The sequence below is a fragment of the Mesorhizobium sp. M4B.F.Ca.ET.214.01.1.1 genome (assembly GCF_004791545.1).
In the GTDB taxonomy this organism is placed as follows: Bacteria; Pseudomonadota; Alphaproteobacteria; order Rhizobiales; family Rhizobiaceae; genus Mesorhizobium; species Mesorhizobium abyssinicae.
In genome coordinates, this window is record NZ_SRUX01000014.1 from 156398 (window position 1) to 168784 (window position 12387).

The window sequence follows — 12387 nt, forward strand, 5'->3', positions numbered from 1 at the left end:
GGCTTCAATCATACAACCGCATCGACCACCCCAGCGACACGGGCAGCGGGTTCCACCAGCCGGTGCGCAGGCCGGCGGTGCGCAGCGCGGCTGCCGTCCAGGTGTTGCAGCCGACCAGCGCGTTGAAATGGCCGTTGGCCTCGTAGAAGCGGTCGAAGCGGGAATAGCCGGTATTGTCGATGGCCATCGGGCCGTTCGGTCCCTGCCGGAAGCTCGCCGCTATATAGTCGAGCAGCGCTGAGAAACGATCGTCGTCGATGTCGAAACCGGCGACATCGGGATGCGGTTCGCTGATTGCGCCGGCGACATCGACATGCATCACCGAGGCGTCGAGCGTCAGCGCCTTGAGGACCGGCACCGCCTTCAGCTCCGACCACGTCGGCGTTTCCAGGTAGAAGGCACGGCCGCCCCAGCCGAAGACGATGTAGCGCACCTCCGGCACGTCGGCCGGAATGCCGGCATCGGTGAGGAAATGGAAACGCCGGCGCACCTCTTCATCGACGGGGATGGCGATGTCAGTGTGGATCGGGTTGCTCAGCACCAGGATGCGCCTGCTGCCCTCGCCCGCTGCGGCCGCCGGCCAAAGCGGGCGCGGCACCAGCGTACCGAGCGCCGCGGTGAGCGCGAACGCGGCCAGCAGGCCAACAAGGAAACGCCAGAACCTTCTCATCGACGACACCTTTGCGGCCTCACGACGGATCGCCTCGGCCCGTGCATATGAAAAAAGCCCGGCCGCATTGCGGCCGGGCTTCTGCGTTCGATATGGGAACCGCTCAGTGCAGGATCTGCGACAGGAACAGTTTCGTGCGCTCGTGGCGCGGATGGTCGAAGAACTCGGCCGGCGTGTTCTGCTCGACGATCTGGCCCTGGTCCATGAAGATCACCCGGTTGGCGACCTTGCGGGCAAAGCCCATCTCGTGGGTGACGCAGAGCATGGTCATGCCTTCCTCGGCCAGACCCACCATCGTCTCCAGCACTTCCTTGATCATTTCCGGATCAAGCGCCGAGGTCGGCTCGTCGAACAGCATGATGCGCGGGTTCATGCACAGCGAGCGCGCGATCGCCACGCGCTGCTGCTGGCCGCCCGAAAGCTGGCCCGGATATTTGTTGGCCTGCTCAGGGATCTTGACGCGCTTGAGGAAATGCATGGCGATTTCCTCGGCCTGCTTCTTCGGTGTCTTGCGCACCCAGATCGGCGCCAGCGTGCAATTCTCCAGAATGGTCAGATGCGGGAACAGGTTGAAGTGCTGGAACACCATGCCGACCTCGCGGCGCACCTCGTCGATCTTCTTCAGATCGTTGGTCAGTTCCTTGCCATCGACGATGATCTTGCCCTTCTGGTGCTCCTCCAGCCGGTTGATGCAGCGGATCATGGTCGACTTGCCGGAGCCGGACGGGCCGCAGATGACGATGCGCTCGCCGCGCATCACCTTGAGGTTGATGTCCTTCAGCACATGGAACTCGCCGTACCATTTGTGCATGCCGACGATGTCGATGGCGACGTCGGTCGTCGAGATGTGCATCTTCTTGGCATCGACCTTGAGGTCGTCCGCGCTGACGGCGTTTTCGGTGGTCATGGCCAATTCCCCTTATCGTTGTCTTTGATGCATGTCGTTACCCCAAAACCGCAATACACTCTTGGGCGACATGCATCAGCGTTTGTAGCCGGTGTCGAGCCGGCGCTCCGTGTACATTGAATAGCGCGACATGCCGAAGCAGAACAGCCAGAACACGAAGGCGGCGAACACCAGGCCGGATTTCGCGGTCTGCGGCGTCGCCCAGTTGGCGTCGGAGAAGTTCTGCTTGACGACGCCGAGCAGGTCGAACATCGAGATGATCAGCACCAGGCTGGTGTCCTTGAACATGCCGATGAAGGTGTTGACGATGCCGGGAATGACCAGCTTCAGCGCCTGCGGCAGCACGATCAGGCCCATCTTCTGCCAGTAGCCGAGGCCGAGCGAATCGGCGCCCTCATACTGCCCTTTCGGAATCGCCTGCAGGCCGCCGCGCACCACCTCCGCCATATAGGCGGCGGCAAACAGCGAGACGCCGATCAGCGCCCTCAGGAACTTGTCGAAGGTGACGCCCTCCGGCAGGAACAGCGGCAGCATGACGCTGACGAAGAACAGCACCGTGATGAGCGGGATACCACGCACAGTCTCGATGAAGATGACGCACAGCAACTTGATGGCCGGCATCTTGGAGCGCCGGCCGAGCGCGAGCACCGTGCCGAGCGGCAGCGAGACAGCGATGCCGACGAAGGACAGGCTGAGCGTGACCAGCAGCCCGCCCCACAGCGAAGTCTCGACATGCGGCAGGCCGAACACGCCGCCGATCAGCAGGAAGAACGAGACGATCGGCAGAACGAGGAACAAGAGGATGGCGTTCAACCCCTTGCGCGGCACGCGCGGGATCAGCATCGGGACCAGCAGCGCCACGAACAGGATGGCGACGAGGATCGGCCGCCAGCGCTCCTCGATCGGATAGCGGCCGAACATGAACTGGCCGAACTTGGCGTTGACGAAGGCCCAGCAGGCGCCGCTCCAGCCGTCCGGCTGGATGCCGCCCTGCGCGACGGTGGCGCAGACGGTGCGATCCGGACCCGTCCACTGGGCGTTGAGCAGAGCCCAGTTGATGACCTGCGGCAGGATCCAGGCGACGATGAGAATGCCGAGGATGGTCAGGATGGTGTCGCCGGGGGTGGCGATCAGGTTCTTGCGCACCCAGGCATAGAGCCCGCGTTCGCTTGGCGGCGCCGGCTGGGCGAGAGCCATCTCGGTACGCACCCAGGACATATCATGTTCCTGCATGGTCCTACCTCTCCACCAATGCCATTCTGGCGTTGACGACGTTCATGACCGCGGAGGTCACGAGGCTCAGCACCAGATAGGCGATCATCATGATCAGCACGCCCTCGACCGCCTGGCCGGTCTGGTTGAGCACCGTGCCGGCGGTGGCGGTGAGATCGGGATAGCCGATGGCGATCGCCAGCGAGGAGTTCTTGGTCAGGTTGAGATACTGGCTGGTCAGCGGCGGGATGACGATGCGCATGGCCTGCGGCACCACGACCAGCCGCAGGATCGGGCCCGAGCGCAGCCCCAGCGCCCCGGCGGCCTCGGTCTGGCCTCTGCTGACGCCCCTGATACCGGCACGCACGATCTCGGCGATGAAGGCTGCCGTGTAGCAGGACAGCGCCAGATAGAGCGACAGGAATTCCGGCTTGACCTGGAAGCCACCGGTCAGGTTGAAGGTCGATTGCTTCGGAAAATCAAAGCTCAGCGGGAAGCCGCTAAGCGCGTAGGCAAGCAGCGGCAGGCCGGCGATCAGCGCTATCGACGTCCAGAACACCGGGAACTGCTGACCGGTCACCATCTGCCGCTGGCGGGCCGTGCGGGCGACGAACCACGCCATGGCCAGGCCGACGAGGAAGGCGACCAGGATCAGCCAGGAGCCGTCACCCCAGACGGCGCGCGGAAAATAGAAGCCGCGCTGGTTGAGGAAGGAGCCGAAGGGCAGGTTGTAGCTCTCGCGCGGCGGCGGCAGCACGGCGAGCACACCGGAATACCAGAAGAAGATGACCAGCAGCGGCGGAATGTTGCGGAAGATTTCGACATAGACCGTGCAGATCTTGCGGATCAGCCAGTTCTGCGAAAGACGACCGATGCCGACGACGAAGCCGATGATCGTGGCGGTGATGATGCCGGCGACGGCGACGATGATCGTGTTGATCAGCCCGACGATGATGGCGCGGCCATAGGTCGAATCCGACGTATAGGCGATCGGCGTGTCCGAGATATCGAAGCCGGCCCGCCCCTTCAGGAAGCCGAAGCCGGAGGCGATGTGCAGGCGTGCCAGATTGTCGATGACGTTTTGCACGATCCACCAGACCGAGCCGAACAGAATGACGATGACCAGCGTCTGGAAGAAAAGGCTGCGTACCTTAGGGTCATTGATGAAGGAAGCCCTGCTCGGCTCCTCGCGAAGGATTTCCTGCGATGCCATGCGACCGTCCCCTGGAAAGAGAAACCGGGAGGCAGACAGCCTGCCTCCCGGATCACATTTCGATCAGCGGATCGGCGGAGCGTATTGCAGACCGCCTTTGGTCCAGAGCGCGTTGATGCCGCGCGCGATCTTGAGCGGGCTGCCCGAGCCGACATTCTTCTCGAACACTTCGCCGTAATTGCCGACAGCCTTGACGATGTTCACGACCCAGTCGTTGGAGACGCCGAGATCGGTGCCGATTTTGGTGTCAGCCTCCTGGCCGAGCACGCGCTTGATCTCGGGGTTGTCGGAGGCCTTCATCTCCTCGACATTGGCCTTGGTGATGCCGAGTTCCTCGGCGTCGAGCAGCGCGAAATAGGTCCACTTGACGATGTGGTACCACTGGTCGTCGCCCTGACGCACGGCCGGGCCGAGCGGCTCCTTGGAGATGATCTCGGGCAGCACGACATGGTCGGCGGGCGAACCCAGCGTCAGGCGGATGCCGTAGAGGCCCGACTGGTCGGTGGTGTAGACGTCGCAGCGGCCGGCGTCATAGGCGGCGTTGACCTCTTCCAGCTTCTCGAACACGACGGGGTTGTACTCCATCTTGTTCGACTTGAAGTAGTCGGCGAGGTTGAGCTCGGTCGTGGTGCCGCTCTGCACGCAGACGGCGGCGCCTGAAAGCTGCAGCGCCGAGTTCACGCCCGGCAGCTTCTTGGCGTTGATCATGAAACCCTGGCCGTCATAGTAGGTGACGCCGATGAAGTTCAGACCGAGCGCGGTGTCGCGATTGATGGTCCAGGTGGTGTTGCGCGACAGGATGTCGACCTCGCCCGACTGCAGCGCGGTGAAGCGCTCCTTGGCGCTGAGCGGTGTGAACTTGACCTTGGAGCCGTCGCCGAAGACGGCGGCCGCGACGGCGCGGCAGAAGTCGGCGTCGATGCCCTGCCAGTCACCCTTGTCGTCCGGCGCCGAGAAGCCGGCCAGACCGGTGGAGACGCCGCACTGGATGAAGCCCTTCTGCTTGACAGTGTCGAGCGTGCCGGCCGAAGCCGCCGATGCCGTAAACCCAAGCGCGGCGGCGCCGAGAATACCGAATGCAATATGTTTCATGACCCACATACCCTTTTCTGTTTTACAGGTGACCCTGTTCTCAGGCGACCCTGATCTTTTTCCCGTGTGAACGCAGCTCCCTTTCCGGCCACTCCCGGATCCCCGCATCGCAACCGACGCGCTGCCTCCCATTCACGAACTGCATCGAAGGCGATTATTCCTGTGAGGTCAAGGGAAATGACCGTTTCCCAAAGAGTTTGAAAACCGATTGCCGCAAATGCCCGAATTGCGGCCAAACGCGCCCGCAAATTAGCCGGAGCGTGCAACCAGAGTCGGCAAAGTCCGCCCTTCCGCATGAGCCCAACACCGGCAAAGATCAGCCTGGCGTTTGTTCTTGTTTCATTGGGGAAGACCTCGCCGGCGACCGCCACGGGCGAACCGGACGACGGCTGCATTCATCAATACAAATCAACATGCATGAAGATTAGCAGGCGGACGATCACCCGGCGCCGGCGAGCAGCCAGACGCCGATCGCCACCATCACCGCGCCGGAGATTCGCGGGAGAGCTCGGCCCGTCGGGACAGTCTTTTCCAGCAGGATGAGGATGGCGATCGCCGCGATCCAGAGCACGTTCATGACGCCGCCGACGAACAGGAGCGCCATCAACGCCCAGCAGCAGCCGAGGCAATAGGCGCCGTGCGCGATACCCAGCCGCAGCGCGCCTAGCGCCGCGGTGCGGAATCCGCCATGTCTGGTCAGGAAGGCGATCGGCGCCTGGCATTGGCTGAGGCAGACGCCCTTCATCGGCGTCCATTGGTAGATACCGGCGGCAATCAGGATGACGCCGCCGAGGATGCCGCTGTTGGTCGCCATCATCGGATCGAGCAAGGCGAGACGGGCGAGCAGCCATTGCGCGCCGGTCGCGGCAAGGCTGAAGCCGATCCAGACCAGCAGATAGCCGCTGAAGAACCATCCCGTCGACGCGATGGTGCGCCCGCTCGCCGCGGCCTTGCGGCCGACGCCGGCATAAAGCAGCAGCATCGGCGCCACCGACGGCGTCATCATGCCGACCATCATCACCGCCCACATGGCGAAGATGAAGCCGAAATCGGCCGCCGCCCAGGCGCGGAAAGCCGGCGCGACCGCCTCGCCCATATCCATGCCCGGCATGTCCATGCCGCTCATGTCCATGGTGCTCGGATCGGACATGTTCATGCCGGCCATGTCGCCGCCCGCCTGCGCGGGCGTGGCGGGCATGCTCATGTCGGCTGCGAGCCACAGCAGATAGGCCCAGGCGAGCACCGCAATGACGACGAGCGCCGCGGCGACGACCGCGCGGTCGCGCCGCAGCACCGCCTCGAGGGCCGTGTCGGGCATGGCGGCGTCAGTGCACGACGCCGCTTTGCGAAAGGTGGATTTCGGCGAAGTGGCTGTGCGTGTCCGCGACCTCGAATTTGATCGGGCCGGTCGCCTTGGTCCAGCCGCGTCCGGCTTCAGCGAGCGTGTATTCGAAGCCATGCGGCAGGTCGATGCGCGCCCGATGCTCGGCGCCGGTAACAGGGTTCTTGATCGGCTCGCCGTACCCCTCGGCAATGCCAGGCACGCTCAACCGGGCCGTCCTTGCGTCGATGTCGACGTTGAAGTCGATAGCGGCGAAGATCGGATCGTGGACTTTCTCCAGCGTGGTCGAGAAGACCTGGAAGATGGTGGCGCCGGGCTCGGTATCCTGGCCGCTCAGGATGCGAAGCAGCGCGTCGCGCTGCGCCTGCGTTGCCCGCTCGTCGATGACCACCGCGGCCTCGCCCTTGCCGAGGTGGATCGCACCCGGCCAGCGAAAGACGCCGGCGAAGCGCAAGCCGTCAAGCCTGGTGTCGCCGTGCTGGCCCTTTTCGATTTCCATGCCGACGACCGCCTGGCAGAACCCTTCGGTTGGCAAGGCGTTGAACTGGCACGGGCAGCCATAGGCGCAGTTGCAGTTGACGAATTCGCGTGCCTTCATCGTCCACTTGACGTCGGGCATCACAGTCCTCCCTTGGTTAGCGCGAAGTGCCTGCATTGCGGGGGAGACGGGACCGCGGCCAGATAAATTGTCCGGCGCGCATCAAGGCAACCCGGCAATGATCATATTAGACGTGTAACATATAACGTTCCCACACGGCCTGATAGTCGGATCAAAGTCCGATCGCCGGCGCCTAAGCCAGGCTCCGCCGCGGTCCGCCCGGCAAGGATTTGGCACATTGAAACACCGCCGACTGGCGGGCACCGGGCGGTTGCGTGGTCCGAGCCGCCGCATTATGGCTGGCGTCACCCCCACCACAGGCGAGAGACATGGCAAAAGACAACGGCGAAATGGGAATCAACACGCGGCTTGCCCATTCCGGCAACAATCCGCGCGACTATTTCGGCTTCGTCAATCCGCCGGTCGTGCATGCCTCGACGGTGCTCTATCCCGACGCGGCGTCGATGGCGGCGCGCAGCCAGAAATACACCTACGGCACGCGCGGCACGCCGACCATGGACGCGCTGACGCAGGCCGTCGACGCCCTGGAGGGTTCGGCCGGCACGATCGCGGTACCCTCCGGCCTGGCGGCGGTGACGGTGCCGCTGCTCACCTTCCTCGCGGCGGGCGACCATCTCCTGATCGTCGACAGCGTCTATCACCCGACACGGCACTTCGCCGACACGATGCTGAAGCGGCTGGGCATCGAGGTCGAGTATTACGATCCGCACATCGGCGCCGGCATCGCCGCGCTGATCAAGCCCAACACCAAGGTGGTGTTTACGGAATCGCCGGGATCGAACACCTACGAGGTGCAGGACATCCCGGCGATCGCCAAGGCGGCGCATCAAGCCGGAGCCATCGTCATGATGGACAACACCTGGGCGACGCCGCTCTATTTCAAGCCGCTCGACCATGGCGTCGACATCTCGATCCATGCGGCGACGAAATACCCAGCCGGCCATTCGGACGTGCTGCTCGGCACCGTCTCGGCCAACGAGACGTACTGGAAGCAGCTCTACGAGGGTTTTTGCACGCTTGGCTGTTGCTCCGGCCCGGACGACATCTACCAGGTGCTGCGCGGCCTGCGCACGATGGGGGTCCGGCTCGAGCATCACCGGAAGAGCACGCTTGCCCTGGCGAGCTGGCTCGAGGAGCAGCCCGGCGTGGCGCAGGTGCTCTACCCGGCGCTGGAGAGCCATCCCGACCACGCGCTCTGGAAGCGCGACTTCTGCGGCTCGAGCGGCGTCTTCTCGATCGTGCTCAAGGGCGGCGGGCAGAAGGCGCAGCACGCCTTTCTCGACGCGCTGAAGCTCTTCGGCCTTGGCTATTCCTGGGGCGGCTATGAGAGCCTGGCGGTGCCGGTGTTCCTCGGCGACCGCACCGTCGCCAAGGGCTCCTATGAGGGGCCGCTGGTCCGCCTCCAAGTCGGGCTCGAGGACGTCGACGACCTCAAGGCCGACCTGTTGCGCGGACTGGCGGCGGCGGCGGCAACGGCCTGACCTGCGAAGACAACCCGGGTTGAGGGATCGATTCCGCACACGACCGCAAGGCCTTGGCGCGATTGAGAAAGCGAAGGCCGCAGGCGACAGCCCTCTGACCCGCGTCGCGCAATAATATTCTCCGCAATCGCAAATGCGCGGATTGGTTTGGCTTCCAAATCCGCGACCGCGGCTGCATTGCGGGCAGCGCAATTTCTCTTGCATGCAGGATTTGCCATGGCGTTCCGCCTTTTTGTCCCCATCCTTGCCGGCGCAACGCTGCGCGAACGGCTGCTGGCCTGCATCGGCGCCACGATCGGCATCGCGCTGACCGGCGTGATCAGCGGGCTGGCGATGGGCGGCGGCCCGCATGTGGCGCTGCTGGTGGCGCCGATGGGCGCCTCGGCCGTGCTTCTCTTCGCCGTGCCGGCGAGCCCGCTGGCGCAGCCCTGGTCGATCATCGGCGGCAATTCGATCTCGGCGCTGGTCGGCGTCACCGTGGCGCATTTCGTGCACGATCCGGTGATCGCGTCCGGCCTTGCCGTGGCGCTGGCGATCGCGGCGATGTCGTTCACGCGCTGCCTGCACCCGCCGGGCGGTGCCGCCGCGCTCACCGCCGTGCTCGGCGGTCCGGCGGTCATCAGCGCCGGTTTCCTGTTCCCGTTCGTGCCGGTGGCGCTGAACTCGACCATCCTGGTCACGCTCGGCTTCCTCTTCCACCGGCTGGCGCGGCGCAACTATCCGCATGTCGCCGCTCCCGCCGCCAACAGCCACGGCACCGCCGATCCGGCGCCACGCGAGCGCGTCGGCTTCCGGCCCGAGGATATCGACGCGGCGCTGACCGCGCTCGACGAGACCTTCGACATCGGGCGCGACGACCTCGAACGGTTGCTCAGGCAAGTCGAGCTGCAGGCGATGGTGCGCACGCATCGCACGCTGCTTTGCGAAGACATCATGTCGCGCGACGTGATCTCGGTGCCGGAAGATGCCTCCGCCGACGCGGCGCGGCAGCAGCTTCTCGACCACAACATCCGCACCTTGCCGGTGGTCGACGCCGAAGCGAGGCTGGTCGGCGCCGTCGGCCTGCGCGAGCTGACGAAAGCCACCGACACGGTGAAGGGCGTGATGTCGAAGGCCGGCACCGCCTCGCCAGACACGCCGGCGATGAGCCTGCTGCCGGTGCTGACCGACGGGCGCAGCCATGCGGCGGTGATCGTCGATGGCGAACGGCGCATCCTCGGCCTGATCACGCAGACCGACCTTTTGGCCGCAGCCGCGCGCGTGCAGGCGGCAGACAAGGGCCTGGCGGCGGCTTAACATAGGCGCCAAAATCCGGGAACCTTTTTGCGGCCAGCGCATCCAATGTCCCGATGGAGCGTCTGTGCAAGGAGATCGGGGCATGATGAGGAAGCTTGCCGCTGTCGCGGCGCCCGAAACAGCATCTGGCGACATGGCGCTTGTGCGCCGTGCGCTGGCGCGCGAGGCGGACGCCTTCCGCCTGATCATCAAGACGCACAACCAGCGGCTCTACCGCATCGCGCGCGGCGTGGTACGCAACGACGCCGAGGCCGAGGACATCGTCCAGGAGGCCTATGTCCGCGCCTTCGCCAGCCTCGCCGCCTTTCGCGGCGATGCCTCGCTCTCGACCTGGCTGTCGCGCATCGTCATCAACGAGGCGCTCGGCCGGCTGCGGAAACGAAAGCGCACCGTCGCGATGCCTGAGAATCCGGATGCGCAGATCATCCCGTTTCCCCTCAACGCGAGCGACGATCCGGAGCGGACGATGGCGCAGCGGCAGATCCTCGCACTTGTCGAACGGGCGACCGACAGCCTGCCCGATGTCTACCGCAGCGTGTTCATCGCCCGCGTCATAGAGGGCTTCAGCATGGACGAGACCGCCGACCTGCTCGGCGTCAAGCCCGAGACCGTCAAGACGAGGCTGCACCGGGCGCGCGCCCTGGTGCGCAAGGCGCTGGACGACGAGATCGGCCCGGTGCTGCTCGACGCCTTCCCCTTCGCCGGCCGCCGCTGCGAGCGGCTGACCGAGGCGGTGATGAAAAGACTGGGGATCGAAGGCTGATTCCCGGGAACGTTTCGGGCCTTCCCGCATCCAATCAGCGTTAACCGAAGAACGCGAGCCCGGCACCACCGGGCGAAGGAGATGCCATGTTTACCCGACCGACCGTTGCCCTCGCCGCCCTGCTCATGCTCGGCGCCGCGCCGCTGGCGCAGGCCGCCGACAAGCCGACCGATCCGCAGATCGCCCACATCGCCTACACGGCGGGCACGATCGACATCGAGGCGGCCAAGCTGGCGATCGAGAAGTCCAAGACCAAGGAGGTCGTGGATTTCGCCAACGACATGGTGCGCGACCATGAGACGGTGAACAAGCAGGCGCTCGACCTGGTCAAGAAGCTCAATGTCACGCCGGAGGACAACGCCACGAGCCAGGCGCTGGCCAAGGCGGCGGCCGAAGAACGCGGCAAGCTCGCCAAGCTCGACGGCGCGGCCTTCGACAAGGCCTATGTCGAGAATGAGGTGGCCTACCACAAGCAGGTCAACGGGGCGCTGGAGACCCTGCTCATCCCGTCGGCGAGCAATGCCGAGTTGAAGAGCCTGCTGGAGACCGGGCTGAAGATCTTCCAGGGGCATCAGCAGCATGCCGAGCATGTCGCCGGCAGCCTGAAATGACGGCGCTGACACGGCCGGCATTAGCGGCGCTGGCGCTGGCGCTCACCGCCAGCCCGGCGCCGGCGGAGACGATCACGGTGACCATCGACAAGCTCGTCTTCTCGCCGGCAAGCGTTACGGCCAGGGTCGGCGACACGATCGAGTGGGTGAACAAGGATGCGTTCGCCCACACGGCCACGGTGAAAGGCGGCTGGGAGGTGATTATCCCGCCGAAATCGACGGGAAAGACGACCCTCAAGGAAGCCGGCGCGGTCGACTATTTCTGCCGCTTTCATCCCAACATGCGGGGCCGGGTAGCCGTTTCGCCCTGAGCCGCCGCGCGGTCCATTGCCACCGAGGCGCGCCTTGCCTCGCTTGGCCGGGTGATGTGCATCCACGAACCGCCAAAGGCGGGTTTGCGGCGCTCCATCCAGGCGTCGAGCCCCTCGCGCAGATCGGCGGTCGGAACCAGCCGGGCGAACTGCTCCGCCTCGACCAGTAGGCCTTCGGCGATGCCGAGATTGATGCCGCGCGCCACCGCGGTGAGGATGCCGGCCACCGCGGTCGCCGAATGGCTGAGGATGCGCCGGGCGAGATCCCGGGCCGCAGGCATCAGCTCGGTGTGCGGCACGATCCTGTTGACGAGGCCGAGCTCGGCGGCGCGCTCCGCCGAAAAGGTCTCGCCCGTCAGCAGCAGCTCCAGCGCCCGCTTGCGGCCGGCCAGCCGCGGCAGGCGCTGTGTGCCGCCGAAGGTCGGCGGCATGGCGAGGTTGATCTCGGGCTTGGCGAACAGCGCGCGGTCGCTGGCGATGGCCAGCGGCACCGCCTCGGTGATCTCGCAGCCGCCGCCGAAGGCAATTCCATTGACGGCGGCGATGACCGGCTTGCGGAAGGCTTCGAGCCGCGCCGTCAGCCGCTGGCCGCGCATGACGAAGTCGCGCAGAGCTACATCCGCGCCGGTGGCGACGCTGATCGAAAATTCGTGGATGTCGGCGCCGGCGGAGAAGGCGCGCTCGCCTGCTCCGGTCAGGATGACGGCGCGAACGGCGTCGTCGGTCTCGATCCTGTCGAGCATTTCGAGCAGACGATCGATCAAGGCGTAATTCAAGGCGTTGAGTTTTTCGGGGCGATTGAGCGTCAGCACCGCGACGCGGTCGTGGTTTTCGCAAAGCACAAGCTCGGTCATTTTTTCTCTCCGGCAT

Annotated in this window: 13 protein-coding genes; 5 read left to right on the forward strand and 8 right to left on the reverse strand. The window is 65.1% G+C overall.

The annotated features are described in order from the left end of the window. Window positions 1-4: 4 nt before the first annotated feature. The 7 genes from EN857_RS25550 to EN857_RS25580 form a co-directional block, all read right to left on the reverse strand. A complete protein-coding gene (locus EN857_RS25550) occupies window positions 5-670 on the reverse strand; it encodes a TIGR02117 family protein (protein ID WP_128273472.1) in 666 nt (221 codons plus the stop codon). Window positions 671-773: 103 nt separating this feature from the next. After that, complete coding sequence (locus EN857_RS25555) at window positions 774-1577, reverse strand: amino acid ABC transporter ATP-binding protein (protein WP_127284739.1); 804 nt, start codon at window positions 1575-1577, stop codon at window positions 774-776. A gap of 75 nt (window positions 1578-1652) precedes the next feature. After that, on the reverse strand, window positions 1653-2810 hold the full coding sequence (locus EN857_RS25560) for an amino acid ABC transporter permease (RefSeq protein ID WP_128346499.1): 1158 nt from the start codon (window positions 2808-2810) through the stop codon (window positions 1653-1655). A gap of 4 nt (window positions 2811-2814) precedes the next feature. Beyond that, on the reverse strand, window positions 2815-4002 hold the full coding sequence (locus tag EN857_RS25565; RefSeq protein ID WP_127391495.1) for an amino acid ABC transporter permease: 1188 nt from the start codon (window positions 4000-4002) through the stop codon (window positions 2815-2817). Between the two features lie 63 nt (window positions 4003-4065). Next, on the reverse strand, window positions 4066-5094 hold the full coding sequence (locus EN857_RS25570) for an amino acid ABC transporter substrate-binding protein (protein ID WP_127284736.1): 1029 nt from the start codon (window positions 5092-5094) through the stop codon (window positions 4066-4068). A gap of 439 nt (window positions 5095-5533) precedes the next feature. Further along, window positions 5534-6412, reverse strand: a complete 879-nt coding sequence (locus EN857_RS25575) for a DUF2182 domain-containing protein (RefSeq protein WP_127391494.1) — start codon at window positions 6410-6412, stop codon at window positions 5534-5536. Between the two features lie 7 nt (window positions 6413-6419). Next, window positions 6420-7055: a DUF1326 domain-containing protein gene (locus EN857_RS25580; RefSeq protein ID WP_135859311.1), complete on the reverse strand. Its 636-nt coding sequence runs from the start codon at window positions 7053-7055 to the stop codon at window positions 6420-6422. Window positions 7056-7363: 308 nt separating this feature from the next. Here EN857_RS25580 and EN857_RS25585 point away from each other — a divergent pair, with 308 nt between their 5' ends. From EN857_RS25585 to EN857_RS25605, 5 genes are all read left to right on the forward strand, one after another. Further along, on the forward strand, window positions 7364-8536 hold the full coding sequence (locus EN857_RS25585; RefSeq protein ID WP_127392004.1) for a cystathionine beta-lyase: 1173 nt from the start codon (window positions 7364-7366) through the stop codon (window positions 8534-8536). A 216-nt stretch (window positions 8537-8752) separates the two neighbouring features. Continuing rightward, on the forward strand, window positions 8753-9832 hold the full coding sequence (locus EN857_RS25590; RefSeq protein WP_127392003.1) for an HPP family protein: 1080 nt from the start codon (window positions 8753-8755) through the stop codon (window positions 9830-9832). A gap of 82 nt (window positions 9833-9914) precedes the next feature. Continuing rightward, the gene (locus tag EN857_RS25595) at window positions 9915-10595 is read left to right on the forward strand and encodes an RNA polymerase sigma factor (protein ID WP_187331456.1); all 681 of its coding nucleotides are present in this window, start codon (window positions 9915-9917) and stop codon (window positions 10593-10595) included. 86 nt (window positions 10596-10681) lie between these two features. After that, a complete protein-coding gene (locus tag EN857_RS25600) occupies window positions 10682-11206 on the forward strand; it encodes a DUF4142 domain-containing protein (protein WP_127286165.1) in 525 nt (174 codons plus the stop codon). Next, the gene (locus EN857_RS25605) at window positions 11203-11517 is read left to right on the forward strand and encodes a cupredoxin family copper-binding protein (protein WP_127286164.1); all 315 of its coding nucleotides are present in this window, start codon (window positions 11203-11205) and stop codon (window positions 11515-11517) included. Before EN857_RS25600 ends, EN857_RS25605 begins: the two co-directional genes overlap by 4 nt. On the opposite strand, the gene EN857_RS25610 is transcribed toward EN857_RS25605, so the two are convergent. Continuing rightward, window positions 11478-12371 (reverse strand): crotonase/enoyl-CoA hydratase family protein, encoded by an 894-nt coding sequence (locus EN857_RS25610; protein WP_127392002.1) that lies wholly within the window; start codon window positions 12369-12371, stop codon window positions 11478-11480. The genes EN857_RS25605 and EN857_RS25610 overlap by 40 nt on opposite strands. Window positions 12372-12387: the final 16 nt, after the last annotated feature.